Raw genomic sequence first — 18,642 nt, 5'->3', positions numbered from 1 at the left:
AATACATCAAACAATTCCTTTATCAATTGACCGCCTATTTTTCTGCCTTCATTTTTGAAATATTTAGTTAGATAATCGGACGCAGAAATTAACCATAATTTGAAGCTTTGTTGAATCTGACTGCAAACATTCTTCATACTTTGTTTGAGCAGATTTCTAAAACGTCTTATTGACCTTACGTTGAAACTGACTTCTTCATAGATCATGCAATTCGAGTGCAAATAAATTGACTACAGCCCCAACAACCCACCATATACTTCTGGCCGAAGACAACGATTTCAACCAAGAAATTGTGGTTGAACTACTGAATGAAGCGGGCTACGCAGTTACGGCCACAAACAACGGACAAGAAACGCTGAAAGAATTGTATGCAAAGCCTAACGATTTTTATCAATTAATTTTGATGGATCTCGAAATGCCAGTGCTTGATGGTCATCAAGCGACAATCGAAATACGCAAGAATCCTCAGTTTGAACATATTCCTATCATAGCGATGACAGCACATACGCAAGAAAATACCAAAGTTCGTTGCGCACAAGAAGGAATGCAGGATTACATTAGTAAGCCATTTGATCCAACTGCTTTGTACAAAATTATTCATAGATGGAGTAACGGAATTCGCGAGCAAGCATTTACTACGAACAATAAGGTCGATGTGAATAATTCTGACGATGAGATGCCGTGTTTCAACTTCAACACAATCGATAGCCAACGTGGTGTTCAACTATCAGGCAACAATATAAGCCTTTATTTGCAGTTGCTTCGACGATTTCAAGTGTCTCAGACAGACACTTTATTCAAATTAAGTGACCTTGAAGGAGTCGATTTTCACACGACTGAATTTAAACGAATGATTCATACGCTGAAAGGCGTCAGTGGCACGATAGGAGCATCACAATTAGCCGATCTCATAGAAGAGTATGAAGTGAGCTTAGATTCAGTTCCGGACGGTCAGTCCCCGATGACGAATGCTAATGTCTACCTACTTTCGATATCAAACCTATTGCGTATGTCTCTTGACGAGATTCGCCAATTTTTTACTTCACAAGGTCCGGCCCCAATTAAAACCGATGCTGCTTCCAGTACACCGGAAGAACTGCACTTTCTGGTTGAATCACTAGTAAAACTATTAGAATCTGCTAGCACCGATGCCATCGATTATTTCGACGAACACAGGCTGAGCTTCGAACAAGCATTTGGACATCAGCACGCCTCTCTCCTGTCCGCAAGCATCAATCAATATGATTTTGATCAAGCAATTTCACAATTACGCTCTCCTGGTACAGATAAATAGCACAATGAAAAATGAATATAACAACCTATTTATTAATCATTGTAACTTAAAATATATTTATGACGCAGTGCAATAATTTAGCGTTATACTAGGAAATATCGTTGTCCATTGCAGGTATCCACAAAATCCTGACAATCGGAAAGCAATTCCGTCAATCACCAGGAAAATGCGAACATGCTTTATCAATTCCATGAATTAAATCGCTCGTTTTTGACCCCGCTTACTAAGTGGGCTGAAGCTTCGTCCAAATTATTTGCGAACCCGATCTCACCATTGGCTTACACTCCTTATTCTCAGCGTATGGCGGCAGCTTACGAGCTTGTTTATCGCTTAGGAAAAGAATATGAGAAACCAGAATTCAATATTCAATTCACAAAAATTGGTGAAGAAACCATCGAGATTGTTGAAGAAATTACCGTTTCCAAACCATTTTGTAAGCTGATTAATTTCAAGAAAAATTTTCCTGAAACAAAACGTAAATCAGCGAAATTGGAACAGCCGCGGGTTTTGATTGTCGCACCATTGTCAGGTCACCATGCTACCCTCTTGCGTGATACTGTGCGCAGTTTGTTGCCAACACATGATATTTATATCACCGACTGGATTGATGCTCGGATGGTGCCGCTGTCAGCTGGACCATTTCATCTACACGATTATATCTACTATGTGCAGGAATTTATCCGTCAATTAGCACCAAACTTGCATGTTATTTCAGTGTGCCAACCAACAGTTCCCGTTTTGGCGGCAATTTCATTAATGGCAAGTGAGAATGACCCTGCTTTACCAAAGACGATGACTATGATGGGTGGCCCGATCGATGGTCGCAAATCGCCGACGCAAGTGAATACACTTGCAACAGAGAAAAAATTCTCTTGGTTTGAAAATTCGGTTATCTACAATGTGCCGGCTAATTACCCTGGATTTGGTCGCAAGGTATATCCAGGTTTCTTGCAACATGCTGGTTTTGTCGCCATGAATCCAGATCGCCACGCACAAAGCCATTGGGATTTTTATCAGCATCTTGTGCAAGGTGATGATGAATCTGCAGAACAGCATCGCAAGTTCTATGACGAATACAATGCCGTGTTGGATTTACCTGCGGAATACTATTTAGAAACAATCAAGACAGTATTCCAAGAATTCAGTTTACCGAGGGGAACTTGGGAAGTTGAAGGCAAATTAGTTCGCCCACAAGACATCAAAACCGTCGCATTGTTCACTGTTGAGGGTGAGCTTGACGATATCTCGGGGCCAGGTCAAACGCAAGCTGCGCATGACTTATGCTATAACATTCCCCCCTCCATGAAACAAGATTTCGTCGCGCCAGGCTGTGGCCACTATGGCATTTTCTCAGGCCGCAAATGGCGTGATATTGTTTGTCCAAAAGTAATTGCTTTTATGAACGAACACGCCTAAATTATCTTAAGGGCAATAGCATTAGAGTATCAAAAGAGCGGATTTTTCCGCTCTTTTTCATTTTCAAGTGCCCAAAATTGGCTGCATGATCTAATTCAGTTATACTCGACCCTTTCCATAAAACAAGACTGAGCAAGCATAATCGATCAAGTTGACGATTTTACTCGTCAAAGCTAGTCGAAATATCAGATCATTTTTTGAAAATTCATGAAAAAAATCAGGCCTGTTTTAGTATTTTTAGGATTGTGTCTCTACTGGCAAGTTGCACTCGCACAAACAGAGACACACACTGAAAATTCAAAGACGTTTTCTGCGTTCAAAGAATTACGAGATCGCACTTCAGATCTTACAATCAATGCCATGAGCTTACTAGGCATTAAATACAAACGCGGTGGCGACACACCAGAGAACGGACTTGACTGCAGTGGCTTCGTGAGATTTGTCTTCAAAAATTCGAACGAAACTGAATTGCCAAGAACGGCGAAAGAAATTAGCGGCAAAGGTGATCGAATTGACAGTAAAGATATCAAACCAGGTGATTTAGTATTTTTTAATACCCTGAAAAAGAGTTTTTCCCATGTAGGGATTTATTTAGGTGATAGCAAGTTCATCCATGCACCATCAGCGGGTGGCAAAGTTCGGATCGAAAGCATGAATGTTACGTATTGGAAAAAACGTTTCAACGGCGCACGTAGAATCAACGAAGAAGAAATCAAGAATTAAGATCTATTTTTCTTGAAAAGCGCGGATTTTTTCTTTAAGTTCAGGGATCAGCGCCAATGCAGCCTTTTCACCAGCCAATATAGCCAAATTGCGACCATTAAAGTCACTTCCCTTCATAGTCGGGAGGTCTGGCTTAATCACCACGTCAGCATTCTTCAGTTCGAATTGATTCAAACTTTGCCCCATAATGGTAAAGGTCTGCATCAACACCTCCAAAGAACTCGTTGCAGCCTGCCCCTCAGGAGCAGAAGAAATATTCACGGCAATTACAATATCCGCCCCCATTTCACGCGCAAAACGAACTGGAACAGGCGAGACCAATCCACCGTCTACATAATAGCGTTCGTTAATTTTCACTGGTTGAAATACGCCCGGCACCGATGAAGAAGCACGTACCGCTAAGCCAGTATTCCCACGCTGAAACAGAATTGGTGTCCCAGTATTCAAATCTGTGGCAACTGCGCCAAATGGCTTCTTAAGTTTTTCAATCGAAGACTGCCCAACCATCTTATTGACATAATTTTGCAAGGCTTCGCCTTTCAAAACACCGCTACTTTTCGAGAAAAAGGGTAATGACCAATCCGAAATTGTCGCCTCATCCATTTCTAAAGCCATTTTTTGCAAAGCAAATCCGTTATTACCGGCTGCATACATCGCACCGACCACACTACCGGCACTGGTGCCGACCACCAAATCAGGTACTATACCCTGCGCCTCTAACACCTTGATAACACCAATATGCGCAAAACCTCTAGCCGCGCCGCCCCCTAAAGCCAAGCCAATTTTTACCGGGCGAATCGATTTTTGCACCACTGACAACTCTGGTTTGGCTATTGGCTTCACTGTGGGAGTACTCAAAGGAACGGAGCTCGCACACCCCACAAGCGAAGCGGCACAAATCAATATCAGGGAAAAAGGGCGAGAAAAATAAGCGAACAAAGTACGCATAGTTTTTATGATAATGGGGAAGTAAAATGATCGTTTCCAGCACAGACTGCACTAAGGAAAGAGGGTGTTCTCTATTGAGAAAAAATAGCTAAATTGGCGGAAGCGGTGAGATTCGAACTCACGAAGGGCTCTCACCCTCGCTAGTTTTCAAGACTAGTGCCTTCAACCGCTCGGCCACACTTCCGTCTTTAGCTTTTGATAAAAAATCAGCCACTTTCGCAACCAATCTTCTAAGCCAAAAATTATATCTGATTTTTGGAAAATTGGGTGATGTTTTTGAAGATCGTAAGAAAAAATAAAAGAAATAACTTCAGTCATCAAATGTTGGGAGGCTAAATTTTTTGGAAATCAAACCTGAAAATTTTTCGACCTCCAATGGCCTCGAAAATAAATACCCTTGTATTTCATCGCACCCCATCTTCTGTAAAAATCCGAACTGCTCGCGATTCTCAACTCCTTCTGCGATCACTCTATGCTTCATCTGCTTCGCCATGCTAATAATGGCGCTAGCAATCGCACAATCATCAACATCATCAGGAATTCCCTGAATAAACGAACGATCAATTTTCAAGGTATCAATCGGAAACCGTTTTAGATATGACAAGCTAGAAAATCCCGTACCAAAATCATCTAATGCTAATTTAACCCCTTGTGCTGTAATCTCTGCCATGATTTTGACGACACCATCGGCATTTTGCATCAACATACTTTCTGTAATTTCGAGCTCTAACCAAGAGGAAGAAATCTGATGTTTTATGAGAGCCAACGCTACACGTTCTGGGAGCGATGTTGTAAATTCTTTCGCGGAGACATTCACAGCAATTCGAAACGGCAAAATTCCTGCATCTTGCCAAATCTTCGCTTGAGCACAAGCTGCGTCTAATACCCAAGCGTCAATTTGTAGGATTAAATTTGTTTCTTCCGCAACGGGAATAAATTCCAAAGGAGATATCACACCATCTTGCGGATGAGCCCAACGAATCAGTGCCTCTGCACCTAAAACCTCGCCGCTATATATATCGACTTTCGGTTGGTACAATAAAAAGAATTCATTCCTTTGCAACGCCCTACGCATCCCTGATTCCAGATACAGACGCCCAGAAATCATACGATTCATTTCGACATCATAGAACGCATAGTTACCGCTAGATTTTTCATTTTGCCGTTTTGCCTTAAACATCGCAATGTCAGCTTTTTGCAAAAGCTCTTCAGCATCAATACCATCTTGTGGATAAATACTGATTCCTACGCTAGCCCCCAACCTGAGCTCATGTCCGTCAATCTGAAAAACCGGCTCCAATGTTGCCAACATTTTTTGCGCCACCAAGCCTGTGTGGAAATGTTGCTTTATGTCTTGCAGGGCGACGGCAAATTCATCACTTCCGAGTCGTGCAATGACATCGTTCTCCCGCAATGTCGATCGAAAGCGGTCGGCAACCTGTTGCAACAAAAGATCGCCGATTCGATGACCCAAGGAGTCATTGATCGGTTTAAAGCGATTAAGGTCGATGAACATCACAGAAACCGACGCATCGTTTCTTTGACTTTGCTGTAGATTATTGTCGACCAATTTTTTAAACAATGTACGATTAGGCAAATCTGTTAACGGATCGTAATAAGCTAAATGATTAATTTTCTCTTCTGAACGCTTGCGGTCCGTGATGTCACTCAAATAGCCAATCATGCCAATCGGCTGAGACATTTCATCGCACAACATTGACAGACTCAGACTAGCCCAAAATATCTCACCACTTTTCTTACGTCGACGAACTTCCATTTCTCGCCCACCGTGTTCGAGAAAAATGTCACTCCTTAATTCATCGTCTGCATCGTTTTGCTCATACAGAAAAAGTATATTTTGACCTATCGCCTCATTTGCTGAATAACCAAACAACTTCTCCGCGCCTAAATTCCAACTCAATATAAAACCCGCTAGATCCATCGTGATCACTGACTCATGAATTTGATCTAATATTTGAGTGTGGATTGATTGCGCACGAATCGCGGCGTCGAATCGCGAATACAAAGCTAATCGAGAAGAAAATAATTTTGCAGTAATTGAAGTAAGATAATTGAGCTTTGCGAGATCTACTTCGGAAATTTTCCCTTGTTTTCCTGAAAGCACATAATAGTTTTCCGCGCAAATTTGCTGACAAATTGTACCGGCAGTGAGCGTGGGTAAATATTGAGTAAACTCAATATCGCTATCTTCAAAAATTAATTTAACGACGCGATTTAATGCGCCCGCCAAATCACTATCACTGTAGCAAAAAATTGCTTCGGAGAGTTCCACACCAAGAGAAACATCGTTTTGCAATTCAAATAACGGATACATTACATATCCTGACAAACTTGGTTAACCCAGCAGTATGCCTGGACCATAGTTTCGAAATAAGTTTCGGCACTCAGATCTGCAGTTTGAATAGCGGCTTCACAAGCCTGCGAGATAGGCCGATCCGCCAGCTCAACTAATCGCAAACAATTCCCCAACGAACCGCGCCTATCCAACAATGCGTCACGCACCTCATCTGTCAAACTTAAAGGCTTTAATATTTCCCACAATGGACAGGCAAACAGCAAATCCAATAAAGAAAACATTCCGACCATGAAGGCTGAATCTTGCGCATCTCGATCTCCGCCGTGTTGACGACAAATTTCTTCCATCATACTGGCTCTAAAAGCAGCTCTGAGCATTAATGGATTAAGGCTAGTACCCTGCCCATTCTGGCGCGCGTACAACAAAAGTTGCAACCATCGTTGTAACTGACGGCGACCGAGTAAGTTAATCGCCTGAACAAAACTATTCACTTTCACCGTCTGCGCAAATGCTGCAGAACTGACCAATTTAAACAACATAAAAGACAAGGCTGGATCTTGCTTAAACAAATTTTCCAGCTCTTTCGCATCAGCATCTTTAGACACCAAACCCAATAATTTTAAAAGGCGCGATCTTGCTGTCGGATCTGCAGTTCGTGCTTGATTCGTGGGAGAAAATGCAAAATTCCCCGAAAACAAGCTAAAGCCCGCATTATGTGCAAGCTCGAAACTTTGTACTGAATGCAAATTTTTCGCCAAGTGCTGGCTATGCTGGAGGCTAAATATCCACGGCTGTACATGAGAAGGCACACCCGATTCACAATTAACCGCAATTCCTCGTGTGTCTGGCCACAACAACTGTGCTTTAGAATTAAAATCATCGATCATCAGCCGAACACCAGACTGATGCAAGTGCTTCAATCTTTGTTGTACTTCCTTAGACTCACAATGCGATTCACGTACACACAAGATGAGCGACTTTGCATAATCACGTGTTTCAAAATCGAGAGGTAAATTCGAGGGAGTGTCGATTGGCGCAAAAAATAGGAGAGGTGCGAGCTTTTCAAAAAAACCAATTTGGCTCAAATAAGTTAGTAAAAGCAGGCACTGCTCATCATTATCTTCAAGAAAGCTCGGCATCAAACCAAGTATTTTTTGCTGCCCATTTACGATTGGCAATAAAGTAGCAATTGGAATCATTAAATCCACATTCCCCATCATCTAAGTTTTTATAATCAAGTGCTCTAAAGCAATTTATATCCTGATAGTAAGTTGGAATTTACACAATTGCAAGTGCATTTGAACCATAGCGATTGAAATGTTGATCATGTGGGAAATGCAAGACATGAATCGAACGAAAATTAGGCAAATTTGCGGTAAAAACGTGAATAATTCGAACGCCGCACACAGCACATCTACAAGAACATTTGTTGCAAGTCATTCAAAAATCGACGCCCGAATTCAGTGGGACGGATTTTGAGATGATCTCGGAATAATAATCCCCGTGTTTCAGCTTGATTGAGTGCAGATTCGATGGAGTTAAGCAATAAACCAGTACGCTCGTAAAAAAGTGCTGTGTCGAAACCCTGATTCAATCGCAAGGCATTCAACATAAATTCGAATGCCAATTCATCTTTCGCTATTTCATAACTTTCTTGAAGCAAGTTGCCTGATTTAGCACTTTCCATGTACATCTTTGGCTGCTTGTGACGCATCTGCCGGATAATACGATTTGGAAATGATAGTTTGGAATGTGCTCCAGCGCCCACCCCTAGGTAGTCACCAAAATTCCAATAATTCAAATTATGGCGCGATGCTTTGCCAGGCTTGGCAAATGCTGATACTTCATAGTGCTCATAGCCAGCAGACGCCATTCTGTCTTGAATTTGATCTTGCATTTCAGCACTCAAATCATCGTCAGGAATCGCTGGGGGAAATTTCGCGAAATAAGTGTTTGGCTCCAACGTCAAGTGATACAGAGATAAATGATTGGGATTGAAACGCAATGCCATTTCCACATCGGACATCGCTTCCGCTAAAGTTTGCTGCGGCAGAGCAAACATTAAGTCGAGATTGAAATTCTCAAAATTCTCTTGTGCGATGGCGATCGCACGTTGTGCTTCATCACCATTATGAATACGACCCAAAGCTGACAAATGGCGCGAATTAAAGCTCTGAATACCGATCGATAGGCGATTGATTCCACTTAATCGATATTTTTTGAACTTCTCAGCCTCAAAAGTTCCTGGATTGGCTTCCATCGTAATTTCAGCAGAAGAATCTATCGGCAACAAGGTTCGCACATCTGATAATAGTCGATCTAGTCCCGCCGCCGACATCAAACTGGGCGTACCACCGCCGATGAAAATTGTATAAATTTTCCGGCCCCAAATCATCGGCAATGCCAACTCCAAATCAGTTCTGACCGCGTCTAGGTAGGCATTTTCATCAAACTGATTTTTAACTTCATGCGAATTAAAATCGCAGTAGGGACACTTCTTTACACACCAAGGAAAATGGATGTACAAAGACAGTGGCGGTAACGACTGCAAATTGATTGACCCCGGACTCAGATAATTCTGCTGTACTTGGGCAGGTATCTCGCTGAGTGCAGTTTGTTTGTTCTGCCTGCGTTGCCCAGCCTCGCCTATTGCATTTGAGGTGACAGGTATAGGCTTAATTGGGATCATCTTAATTTCTTGAGTAATTCTTGTAAGGCTTGCGCTCGATGTGACAAGGTATTTTTTTGTTCAGGGCTTAATTCTGCGACCGTTTTCTTGAGTTCAGCTAGATAAAAATAAGGATCATAACCAAACCCGCCCTCACCTCTTGAACTGTGAATAATCTCGCCATACCAACGACCATCGGCAATCACTGGCTGCGGGTCACTCTCCGAACGCACATAAACCAGTACGCAATAATAGTAGGCAGAGCGATCTGCCTTATCTAGCAAGGACTCAATAAGTTTTTCATTATTACGCTGATCCGACTTTGGCTCTCCCGCATAACGTGCAGAGAAAACTCCAGGCGCGCCACCCAAAGCATTCACACAAATACCAGAATCATCAGCAATCGCTGGCAAGCCGGTGAGACTAGCGGCATGACGCGCCTTTGCTAAAGCGTTTTCCACAAAGGTGAAAAAAGGTTCTGGTGCATCCGGCACTCCCAATTCTGCTTGGGCATGTAAATCCATCCCCAATGGAGAAAATAGCTGTTGAAATTCTCTGAGCTTGCCAGCATTATTTGAGGCTAATACGATCTTTTGCTTCATGTTTTTTGTCTAATGTGCATTCAAGTATGCGTCAAACCAACATCAAATTACTGTCAAACCTAACACCTGTTTTTGTTTCGCAATAATGTCTTGTATGCCACCCTGCGCTAAATCTAATAATTGATTTAAAGTACCCCGGTCAAATGCCATACCTTCTGCTGTACCTTGCACTTCAATGAAGTGTCCATTTTGATCCATCACGACATTCATATCGGTGTCGCAGTCGGAATCCTCCAGATAATCTAAATCCAGAACCGGAACTCCTTTAAAAACTCCAACCGAAATCGCGGCCAAGAATTGTTTTACAGGAATCTCCATAATTGCGCCCTGCACCTGTAATTTTGAAAAAGCATCATACGCGGCTACCATCGCACCGGAAATGGCTGCTGTACGAGTGCCGCCATCAGCCTGAATAACATCGCAATCTAAATGCAACGTACGCTCACCGAAGCTTTCCAAATCAAATGCAGCGCGCAAAGAGCGTCCAATCAGTCGCTGGATTTCTTGGGTCCGGCCAGATTGTTTTCCTTTGGCCGCCTCCCTATCCATTCTGGTATGTGTAGATCGTGGCAACATACCGTATTCCGCAGTCAACCAACCCTGACCTTTACCCTTCAAAAAACCGGGCACTTTGTCTTCAATCGACGCTGTGCAGATCACTTTAGTATCCCCGAATTCGACTAGTACAGATCCTTCTGCATGTTTTGTAAATTGACGGGTAAAATTAATTTGGCGCAAAGCATTTGCAGCACGTCCACTTGGACGTTTTCCAACGAATACATCTGACATAAATTTAGCTTTTATTAGTTAATTTGGTTGAATTATGAATCGCATTACGAATTTCATCGATCGCTTTTTCGATTTCTTCGTCATTGAAGATATCCGATTCAGCGTCCTCCTCTTCACCATCCATGGGAACTTGTATCGTCGTAGCGATCGAACCTATCGGTAAGGTGTTGGTCGAAACAATGGAAGAGTTTTCAAGGATATCATTGCCCTCCCACATCATCGCTAATGCAGTGGCATTGTCACCCTGACGACCAGCAATTTCAACCGCGGAGCGTACCAATTCGGGGATCGCTCGTACGATAGTTTGCTCATGCAAACGTTGCGCCAACATGTGATCGGGCAACACACCCCATAAACCATCGGAGCACATCATAATCAAATCACCCGCTTGCAAAGTCGCGCGGCGCGAAAGCTCAACAATGGGAGCATTTGGCGCCCCCAGGCAATTGAACAATTTATTTCGATCCGGATGCGTGTTGCGCTCGGATGGATCAACTTTTCCTTGCTCAATTAAAGTTTCCAAACGCGAATGATCTTTGGTGCGCAATAGAATTTGCCCATCACGCATCCAATATAACCTTGAATCGCCACAGTGAGCCCAGTAAGCACTACCATTTTGAATTAAACAGGCAACGATCGTAGTACGAGGTGTTTCCGGTAGATTTTTTAATTCGCGAAAACGATGTATTTCGTTATGTGCGGATAAGAAGCCCTTTTCCAGGAATCGTTCGGGTTTATCGATCATCGGATGCGCTTGCTTTTGAAATAGACTGCCGATGGTTTGCATTGCAATTGTCGCAGCCATCTCACCCATGATGTGACCGCCCATGCCATCGGCCAGTAGCAATAAAATGGCATCACGGGTAAAGCTATAACCCATGCGATCCTGGTTGACTTTACGCCCGCCGATATGACTTTCTTGATAGACTGAAAAGCGCATAAATTGTATTATTTCAAGTATAAATTAACTTCAAAAATGCAGATGGAGTAACGAAAGGCTTTTCTGAGAATGATTTAAGAAATCGTATCTTCCTGTATCGTCGTAAAATCCTTATCTTCCGATTCCTTAGCATTCTTTCCAACAAGAGCGGAAATCTTCAATTTAGCTCGCTCAAAAAATCCTATTTCACGTTGCGGTTGTGCTTTCACGGTCAGTGCCTTTTGTAGTGCAAAAACACTTTGTGGACGCTCCATCGGATCCAACTTCAAACACATTCGCACAACATCGATCAATTCCGAGGAATACGTTCCCTCTAGTTTCTTATAATGCGCTTCCATTTTATCGTTGGTTTTGCGCTGATCGGCAGGTTGTGGTGGCGCTCCGACCATACAAGCAAACATCGACGCACCAATGCTATAAATATCCGTCCATGGCCCGAGATTACTATTCTTTACGTACAGTTCAGGCGCGGCGAATCCTGGCGTATACATCGGGTACAACTTCGGCATATCCGTCTTCAAAGTTTGTCGGGCCGCACCAAAATCGAGCAGTATCGGTGTACCATCCATACGCAGATAAATATTGGCAGGCTTGAGATCCAAATGTAACAGTTTATTGGTATGCACCTCTCGCAAACCATTCATCACCAAATTAAACATTTTACGAATAAACCGCTCAGATACCAGAGGCTTCTCCCCTTTATCGCGGCGACGCAAAATATGCTCTTGCAATGACCTCCCTGATTCATACGCCATGACCATGTAGACAGTTTCATTGGCACGAAAAAAATTGATAACGCTGACGACGTTCGGATGGGAGATTCGAGCTAAAGCTCTGCCTTCCTCAAAAAAACACTTTAAGCCGATACGATAGACAGGGAAATTTTCCGCGGAAATCGCAGGAACCAATTCGCCAGTCTGGCGTAACGCCAATGAACTCGGCAAATATTCTTTAATGGCAACCGCATTTCCATCTTCATCGGACGCGAGATAAACAATACTAAAGCCACCAGAGGCAATTTTCTTTACAATACGGTATCCGGCTATTTCTAAGCCGTCCGGCAATGGTGCGTTATTTTGTGCTGCCATAATAAATGTGGTCCCACTTTGAAAATAGCTGATGAATTATTTTATGCATTGTACAGTGTCACTTTTGTCGCATTGGTGTTTGCAAAGCAAATAGTTAATCAAACAAACAACGATTCGCATAATCACAACGAAACAAAGGAATTCAATTGAGCATTTTTAGCATGACTGGCTACGCTACCAGCACCAAAGAGACTGACAATGGCACAATAACGATAGAAGTAAAGAGTGTCAATTCGCGCTTTCTCGATCTACAATTTCGCATCAATGACGAATTCCGTGCAATCGAGCCCTTATTTCGTGATGCGCTAACCAAAAAATTAGCGCGTGGCAAAGTGGAATGTCGCTTTAGTTTTGGCAAAAAAACAGGTGACGATAAACAAAAAAGCCTGAATCAAAATGTATTGGCGCAGCTAAAGGATTTTCAGGCCACATTGAAGACGCACTTCCCTAGTGCTGCTGATTTTAGCGTCAACGATCTTTTACGTTGGCCTGGAGTGATAGAAGAGTCTGAAATCAGTTCAGAACATTTGCAAGAAACAATCAATGCCGTTATCGAGAGTACTATAAGAGAATTTATTGCTAGCAGAGAGCGTGAGGGTGCTGCACTGGCGAGCGTATTACTGCGTTGCGTTGATGAAATGGATGCAATTGTTTTAAGAATCACGCCATTATTACCTATAGTACTGCAACAATTTCAACAAAAATCGATTAACCGACTCGAGGAAGCCCTAGGTTTAGCGATAGACAAACCTGAACTCAGCACCGCCCCTAGCATTTCACGAGATGAAGTATTAGACCGAATTCGTCAAGAAGTGACCATGTATGGTATTAAGATTGATGTTAATGAAGAATTAGCCAGACTTTCAGGGCATTTGACTGAAACTCGTCACATCCTAAAGAAAGGTGGACAGGTAGGCAAACGTCTTGATTTTATGATGCAAGAATTAAATCGTGAAGCAAACACCTTAGGCTCTAAAGCCGCACTCAAAGAACTCGCGGATGCATCGATGGAGTTAAAGTTGCTAATAGAACAAATGCGTGAACAAGTCCAAAATCTCGAATAAGCTTTCAATCTCTTTTTTATCTATTTTATTTGTGAGTTGATATGCCATCCAGCACCTCTACTTCTGGCAGTCTTTTTATGGTTTCCGCACCTTCCGGCGCTGGAAAATCATCCCTCGTCAATGGACTATTAAAGCTAGAACCAAAACTCAAATTGTCTATTTCTTTCACCACTCGCCCCCCACGCCCGGGAGAAGAAAATGGTCGCGAATACCATTTCATCTCTGCCGACGAATTTCTAAAACGCAAAAACCGTGGTGAATTTATTGAATTTGCCGAAGTTCATGGCAATTACTACGGAACTTCAAAGGTTTTAATTCAAGAAGCAATGCGGGCAGGCACCGATGTTTTACTGGAAATTGACTGGCAAGGGGCACAACAAGTTAAAAAGCAATTTTCCTATGTTGCCAGCATTTTCATTCTTCCGCCTTCAATCGAGGCTTTAGAAGAACGCTTAAACAAGCGCGGGCAAGACTCAAAGGAGGTCATTACCAGAAGGATTTTGGCTGCTGGGGGCGAAATGGCGCACGCTCCAGAGTTCGAATATGTTATCATCAACCAAGATTTCGATTTAGCGTTATCAGACTTGAGTGCTATCGTAAAAGCTACTCGCTGCCGGACCTCTCAACAAACTGTGCGCAATACTGCACTTTTTGCCCAGTTAGGCATACAACTAAATACCACGTTCTAAGGAAACATCATGGCTCGCATCACCGTTGAAGACTCTCTCAAACAAATTCCGAATCGCTTTCAATTGACTCTGTGCGCGACTTATCGTGCACGTCAATTATTGCAAGGTCACACCCCAAAAGTAGAAGCAAAAAATAAGCCTACGGTTGTTGCTTTGCGTGAAATTGCCGAAGGAAAGATCGGTATTGAAATGTTGAAAAAAGTCCCGTTTTAATTACGAATTGCGCGGCTAACGTGAAACGGCTAGGGATAATCAGTTATGAATTTGCAAGACGACAAATTATCCAGTGCCGTTCCAACGCAAGCCGCGGTAACAGTTTCAATTGTGGCTGATAGTAGCGCGCCACAAAACAGTAAGAAGACTCGAATCAACAATCACTCTCCAGTCTTACCCGTCCAGAACGCATCCGTTGCCTCGATTACGGGTCTCACTACCAGACTTGCAGAATATCTCTCCCCCGCCGATCTTAAGCAGGTCAAAGAAGCCTATCGTTTTTCTGACGAAATGCACTTAGGCCAGGTTCGCAAATCCGGCGAACCTTATATTTCGCATCCCATCGCAGTCGCAGAAATTTGTGCAGAATGGAAGCTTGATGTACAAGCCATTATGGCCGCCTTGTTGCATGATGTGATGGAAGACCAGGACGTCAAAAAAGACGAACTAATTGAACGCTTTGGTGCGCCAGTCGCGGCCTTGGTGGACGGTTTATCCAAGTTAGAAAAGATCGAATTCCAAAGCCACATCGAAGCACAGGCTGAAAATTTCAGAAAAATGCTACTGGCTATGGCGCGCGATGTGCGGGTCATTTTGGTGAAACTAGCAGATCGCTTACACAATATGCGAACACTAGGGGTAATGTCACCAGAAAAACAGCGACGAATTGCCAGTGAAACAATGGAAGTGTATGTTCCCATCGCGCATCGGTTAGGACTCAACAATATTTATCGCGAATTGCAAGATTTATCGTTCGCGCATATTTATCCCATGCGTTATCGCACCTTGGCAAAAGCGATCAAAGCAGCTCGTGGCAATCGTCGTGAAGTCGTCAATAAGATTATGGCTGCGGTGAAAACCACATTAGCGGAAGCAGGTTTGCAGTCGCAAGTAGATGGCAGGGAAAAAACCCTATACGGGATCTACTGCAAGATGCGAGATAAGCAGTTGAGCTTCTCACAAGTTTTAGATATCTATGGATTTCGCGTGGTGGTTGATAACTTCCAAAATAGTTATTATGCACTTGGCGTTTTACATGCTTTATACAAACCGATGCCTGGTAAGTTTAAAGACTATATTGCCATTCCGAAATCAAATGGTTACCAGTCTTTACACACAACTTTAATTGGTCCTTATGGTACCCCAGTTGAATTCCAGATTCGCACAACCGAAATGCATAGAGTAGCTGAGTCGGGTGTTGCTGCGCATTGGCTTTATAAAAATGAAGATGCCAGCCTGACCGACTTGCAACAGCGTACGCATGCATGGCTACAATCTCTGCTCGATATTCAAAAGCAAACAGGTGACTCTGCTGAATTTTTAGAGCATGTCAAAATTGATTTATTTCCGGATTCAGTTTACGTATTCACGCCGAAATCAAAAATATTTGCCCTTCCGCGCGGCGCAACAGCCTTAGATTTTGCCTACAATATTCACACCGATATTGGTGACCAGGCGATCGCGACTCGCATCAATAACGAGCCGGTGCCGCTACGGACAGAATTGAAAAATGGCGACATTATTGAAATCATCACTTCGCCTAACTCGCGTCCGACCCCAAACTGGTTAACCTACGTTCGAACAGGCAAAGCACGTTCTGCAATTCGCCACTATCTTCGCACGATTAATTTGAACGAGTCGACGGAGTTGGGCAAACAATTGCTGGCGCAGGCCTTAGTTTCCTTGCATTTAAATCCTGAATTGCCAGACACTCTAGTTGATAAATTGCTCAATGAATCAAGTGCCAACACCTTAGAAGAGTTACACACCGACATCGGTATCGGTAAACGCATGGCTGCGTTGGTAGCTCGCCATATTCTGGATCTGGTCGAAAATGATTCACCATCGATTCCGTTCCAGCATATCGGCGACGAAAAATTGAGCAAGCCAGATCCTGTTATTATTTATGGTAGCGAAGGTGTATCGGTTCAATTATCACCTTGCTGCCTCCCAATTCCTGGTGACAATATCGTTGGTCAACTCAAACGCGATCAAGGTTTGGTCGTTCACAGCAGCGACTGTAAAAATGCCAAACGTATGCAGGTGAAAGAACCAGATCGTTGGATTGATGTGACTTGGGGTGATGATCTGAATCGCCGCTTCGATTGCCGTATTTCTGTGCTGGTCAATAATGAACGCGGTGCTCTGGCACGTATCGCTGCTGAAATTGGCGAGGCAGACGCAAACATTATTCACGTCAATATGGAAGATGGCGAATCAAAAGATATGACGAAATTACACTTCACGATACAAATTGATGATCGAATTCATTTAGCGCGCATCATTCGCAATGTAAAACACTTAAACGGTGTCAGCAAAATTCGTCGAGAATACGCCTCTAACTCTTAGTCTACGGTTAAAGTAAATCAGTTAATTCTTCGCAGGATAATGGACTTCAAGAATCACCAATTCATCCGTACCGTGCGGCGTTCTTAGAGTTACTGCATCACCTACTCTAGCTTTGGTGAGCGCACGAGCAACCGGTGATATCCAACTGATCTTGCCATTTAGGGGATCAAATTCATCGACGCCGACGATTCGAATTGTTGTGACCTCTCCATTTTGATTTTCATACGTCGCAGTCGCTCCAAAAAAGACTTGATCGGATCCATGATGTACGCTCGGATCAACGATTTCTGCCAAATCTAGGCGCTTCGTTAGGAAACGAATACGCCTATCAATTTCTCGCAATCGGCGCTTTCCATAAATATAATCACCATTTTCAGAACGATCACCATTCGATGCTGCCCATGACACTATTTTCACCACTTCAGGGCGTTCGTTATCAATCAAGTTGAGCAGCTCCGTCTTCATTCGATGATGCCCTTCTGGCGTCAAATAATTCTTCACACCGGGTGGAATTGGAGGGGCGCCAAATTCCTCTTCATCATCTTGATCAGTCTCTTTGACAAACGCTTTACTCATCTTTTACTCACATCCACATCAAATTCAAAATAGTCACTGATTTTACTCTCTTCACCGCTTCGCTTGAGGATGTCCCGCAACTAAATCACCGATACGAAAATATCCGCAATCAATGCGCAAAAAAAATCGCGTCATTCGCATTACAGAAAATTACGCATTCGCATCGCAAGATACTTTATTTCCTATGTGCATCATGCAATAATGACTCGCACCAAGCACGTCATCGTATAAGCTAACACTTGATTTAAAAAGTCAGAAAGACCTGGCATGACAGAAGAAGCCCGCATCAAATTACTCCTTGTAGACAATCACCCTGTAGTGCGTGCGGGAATACAACATTTCATACGACATACAAACAGTATCCAAGTCGTAGCGGAAGCCAACAGCGGTCAAGAAGCTTTAAAAATTGCGCGCCAAATTGAAGTCAGCATGATTTTGATAGAGATCGCTCTCAACGATCGCAATGGTATCGACATTTTAAAACAGATAAAACGCGAATTTCCAGAGATTGCTGTCATTGTATTTTCATCTCATCGCGAGGATCAATATGCAATCCGTGCATTGAAAGCCGGTGCAGCTGGCTTTCTCAACAAACATGCAACGGAAGCAGAACTACTCCATGCGATCAAACAGGTCGCGTCTGGCTTAAAATTCATCACACCTGAGCTTGCACAGGAAATGGCTAACAATTTGAATCACGAGCATGCAAATGAGCCGCATAAGACCTTATCAGACCGAGAATATCAAACGATGATTATGATTGCATCAGGCAAAAGTGTGAGTGATATTGCAAAAGAATTATCCTTATCGGTTAAGACAATCAGCGAATATCGCTCAAGAATTTTATTGAAGATGAAATTGCGCCACAACGCAGAATTAACACATTATGCAATTAAGAATGAACTGGTAGAATAAGATTGAAAGCATGGCGTTGTCGCATACAAACAAGAAAGCCATGTGCCATCT

Annotated in this window: 17 protein-coding genes and 1 tRNA gene; 8 read left to right on the top strand and 10 right to left on the bottom strand. The window is 43.0% G+C overall.

Features of this window, described 5'->3' with window-relative positions; genetic code table 11:
- The first annotated feature begins 226 nt into the window (after positions 1-226).
- From ACO0KW_RS04245 to ACO0KW_RS04235, 3 genes are all read left to right on the top strand, one after another.
- On the top strand, positions 227-1,294 hold the full coding sequence (locus tag ACO0KW_RS04245) for a response regulator (protein ID WP_423050960.1): 1,068 nt from the start codon (positions 227-229) through the stop codon (positions 1,292-1,294).
- 174 nt (positions 1,295-1,468) lie between these two features.
- Entirely contained in the window at positions 1,469-2,710 is a 1,242-nt protein-coding gene (locus ACO0KW_RS04240) for a polyhydroxyalkanoate depolymerase (protein WP_423050957.1), read from the top strand.
- 207 nt (positions 2,711-2,917) lie between these two features.
- On the top strand, positions 2,918-3,433 hold the full coding sequence (locus ACO0KW_RS04235; protein ID WP_423050955.1) for a C40 family peptidase: 516 nt from the start codon (positions 2,918-2,920) through the stop codon (positions 3,431-3,433).
- A gap of 3 nt (positions 3,434-3,436) precedes the next feature.
- Here the strand turns inward: ACO0KW_RS04235 and ACO0KW_RS04230 are convergent, their stop codons facing one another.
- The 9 genes from ACO0KW_RS04230 to ACO0KW_RS04190 form a co-directional block, all read right to left on the bottom strand.
- On the bottom strand, positions 3,437-4,381 hold the full coding sequence (locus tag ACO0KW_RS04230; RefSeq protein WP_423050953.1) for a patatin-like phospholipase family protein: 945 nt from the start codon (positions 4,379-4,381) through the stop codon (positions 3,437-3,439).
- A gap of 94 nt (positions 4,382-4,475) precedes the next feature.
- A tRNA-Ser gene (locus ACO0KW_RS04225) sits at positions 4,476-4,565 on the bottom strand.
- A gap of 126 nt (positions 4,566-4,691) precedes the next feature.
- Positions 4,692-6,716 (bottom strand): putative bifunctional diguanylate cyclase/phosphodiesterase, encoded by a 2,025-nt coding sequence (locus ACO0KW_RS04220; RefSeq protein ID WP_423050951.1) that lies wholly within the window; start codon positions 6,714-6,716, stop codon positions 4,692-4,694.
- The gene (locus tag ACO0KW_RS04215) at positions 6,716-7,897 is read right to left on the bottom strand and encodes an EAL and HDOD domain-containing protein (RefSeq protein ID WP_423050949.1); all 1,182 of its coding nucleotides are present in this window, start codon (positions 7,895-7,897) and stop codon (positions 6,716-6,718) included. The genes ACO0KW_RS04220 and ACO0KW_RS04215 overlap by 1 nt, the downstream gene beginning before the upstream one ends.
- 215 nt (positions 7,898-8,112) lie before the next feature.
- Positions 8,113-9,387, bottom strand: a complete 1,275-nt coding sequence (gene hemW, locus ACO0KW_RS04210) for a radical SAM family heme chaperone HemW (RefSeq protein ID WP_423050947.1) — start codon at positions 9,385-9,387, stop codon at positions 8,113-8,115.
- A complete protein-coding gene (gene rdgB, locus ACO0KW_RS04205) occupies positions 9,384-9,968 on the bottom strand; it encodes an RdgB/HAM1 family non-canonical purine NTP pyrophosphatase (RefSeq protein ID WP_423050946.1) in 585 nt (194 codons plus the stop codon). The genes hemW and rdgB overlap by 4 nt, the downstream gene beginning before the upstream one ends.
- A 42-nt stretch (positions 9,969-10,010) precedes the next feature.
- Positions 10,011-10,757 carry a ribonuclease PH gene (rph, locus tag ACO0KW_RS04200; protein WP_423050944.1) on the bottom strand — a complete coding sequence of 249 codons (747 nt, stop codon included), beginning with the start codon at positions 10,755-10,757 and terminating at the stop codon, positions 10,011-10,013.
- A 4-nt stretch (positions 10,758-10,761) separates the two neighbouring features.
- Positions 10,762-11,697, bottom strand: a complete 936-nt coding sequence (locus tag ACO0KW_RS04195; RefSeq protein ID WP_423050942.1) for a PP2C family protein-serine/threonine phosphatase — start codon at positions 11,695-11,697, stop codon at positions 10,762-10,764.
- A gap of 74 nt (positions 11,698-11,771) precedes the next feature.
- Positions 11,772-12,785: a serine/threonine protein kinase gene (locus ACO0KW_RS04190; protein WP_423050940.1), complete on the bottom strand. Its 1,014-nt coding sequence runs from the start codon at positions 12,783-12,785 to the stop codon at positions 11,772-11,774.
- Between the two features lie 161 nt (positions 12,786-12,946).
- On the opposite strand from ACO0KW_RS04190, the gene ACO0KW_RS04185 reads away from it, so the two are divergent.
- From ACO0KW_RS04185 to ACO0KW_RS04170, 4 genes are read left to right on the top strand one after another with little or no spacing between them, the layout of a single operon-like run.
- Positions 12,947-13,849, top strand: coding sequence for a YicC/YloC family endoribonuclease (locus ACO0KW_RS04185; protein ID WP_423051961.1), 903 nt, complete (start codon positions 12,947-12,949; stop codon positions 13,847-13,849).
- Positions 13,850-13,890: 41 nt separating this feature from the next.
- Positions 13,891-14,538 carry a guanylate kinase gene (gene gmk, locus ACO0KW_RS04180; RefSeq protein WP_423050938.1) on the top strand — a complete coding sequence of 216 codons (648 nt, stop codon included), beginning with the start codon at positions 13,891-13,893 and terminating at the stop codon, positions 14,536-14,538.
- A 9-nt stretch (positions 14,539-14,547) separates the two neighbouring features.
- On the top strand, positions 14,548-14,751 hold the full coding sequence (gene rpoZ / locus ACO0KW_RS04175) for a DNA-directed RNA polymerase subunit omega (protein WP_186924105.1): 204 nt from the start codon (positions 14,548-14,550) through the stop codon (positions 14,749-14,751).
- A gap of 45 nt (positions 14,752-14,796) precedes the next feature.
- Positions 14,797-17,100 (top strand): RelA/SpoT family protein, encoded by a 2,304-nt coding sequence (locus tag ACO0KW_RS04170; RefSeq protein ID WP_423050936.1) that lies wholly within the window; start codon positions 14,797-14,799, stop codon positions 17,098-17,100.
- Between the two features lie 21 nt (positions 17,101-17,121).
- Here ACO0KW_RS04170 and greB read toward each other — a convergent pair whose 3' ends face one another.
- The gene (greB, locus tag ACO0KW_RS04165) at positions 17,122-17,676 is read right to left on the bottom strand and encodes a transcription elongation factor GreB (protein WP_423050934.1); all 555 of its coding nucleotides are present in this window, start codon (positions 17,674-17,676) and stop codon (positions 17,122-17,124) included.
- Positions 17,677-17,943: 267 nt separating this feature from the next.
- Here greB and ACO0KW_RS04160 point away from each other — a divergent pair, with 267 nt between their 5' ends.
- Positions 17,944-18,591, top strand: coding sequence for a response regulator (locus ACO0KW_RS04160; RefSeq protein ID WP_423050932.1), 648 nt, complete (start codon positions 17,944-17,946; stop codon positions 18,589-18,591).
- The last annotated feature ends 51 nt before the right edge of the window (positions 18,592-18,642 follow it).

The sequence above is a fragment of the Undibacterium sp. Ji22W genome, assembly GCF_049340305.1.
Taxonomy (GTDB): domain Bacteria; phylum Pseudomonadota; class Gammaproteobacteria; order Burkholderiales; family Burkholderiaceae_D; genus Undibacterium.
The sequence above is the reverse complement of the archived record's forward strand: the minus strand, read 5'-3'. Positions and strand labels throughout refer to the sequence as shown.

Coding starts and splice junctions, on each gene's coding strand:
- ACO0KW_RS04240 (WP_423050957.1), top strand. CDS start 1,469: ATGCTTTATCAATTCCATGAATTAAATCGCTCGTTTTTGACCCCGCTT.
- ACO0KW_RS04235 (WP_423050955.1), top strand. CDS start 2,918: ATGAAAAAAATCAGGCCTGTTTTAGTATTTTTAGGATTGTGTCTCTAC.
- ACO0KW_RS04230 (WP_423050953.1), bottom strand. CDS start 4,381: ATGCGTACTTTGTTCGCTTATTTTTCTCGCCCTTTTTCCCTGATATTG.
- ACO0KW_RS04220 (WP_423050951.1), bottom strand. CDS start 6,716: ATGTATCCGTTATTTGAATTGCAAAACGATGTTTCTCTTGGTGTGGAA.
- ACO0KW_RS04215 (WP_423050949.1), bottom strand. CDS start 7,897: ATGATTCCAATTGCTACTTTATTGCCAATCGTAAATGGGCAGCAAAAA.
- hemW (WP_423050947.1), bottom strand. CDS start 9,387: ATGATCCCAATTAAGCCTATACCTGTCACCTCAAATGCAATAGGCGAG.
- rdgB (WP_423050946.1), bottom strand. CDS start 9,968: ATGAAGCAAAAGATCGTATTAGCCTCAAATAATGCTGGCAAGCTCAGA.
- rph (WP_423050944.1), bottom strand. CDS start 10,757: ATGTCAGATGTATTCGTTGGAAAACGTCCAAGTGGACGTGCTGCAAAT.
- ACO0KW_RS04195 (WP_423050942.1), bottom strand. CDS start 11,697: ATGCGCTTTTCAGTCTATCAAGAAAGTCATATCGGCGGGCGTAAAGTC.
- ACO0KW_RS04190 (WP_423050940.1), bottom strand. CDS start 12,785: ATGGCAGCACAAAATAACGCACCATTGCCGGACGGCTTAGAAATAGCC.
- ACO0KW_RS04185 (WP_423051961.1), top strand. CDS start 12,947: ATGACTGGCTACGCTACCAGCACCAAAGAGACTGACAATGGCACAATA.
- gmk (WP_423050938.1), top strand. CDS start 13,891: ATGCCATCCAGCACCTCTACTTCTGGCAGTCTTTTTATGGTTTCCGCA.
- rpoZ (WP_186924105.1), top strand. CDS start 14,548: ATGGCTCGCATCACCGTTGAAGACTCTCTCAAACAAATTCCGAATCGC.
- ACO0KW_RS04170 (WP_423050936.1), top strand. CDS start 14,797: ATGAATTTGCAAGACGACAAATTATCCAGTGCCGTTCCAACGCAAGCC.
- greB (WP_423050934.1), bottom strand. CDS start 17,676: ATGAGTAAAGCGTTTGTCAAAGAGACTGATCAAGATGATGAAGAGGAA.
- ACO0KW_RS04160 (WP_423050932.1), top strand. CDS start 17,944: ATGACAGAAGAAGCCCGCATCAAATTACTCCTTGTAGACAATCACCCT.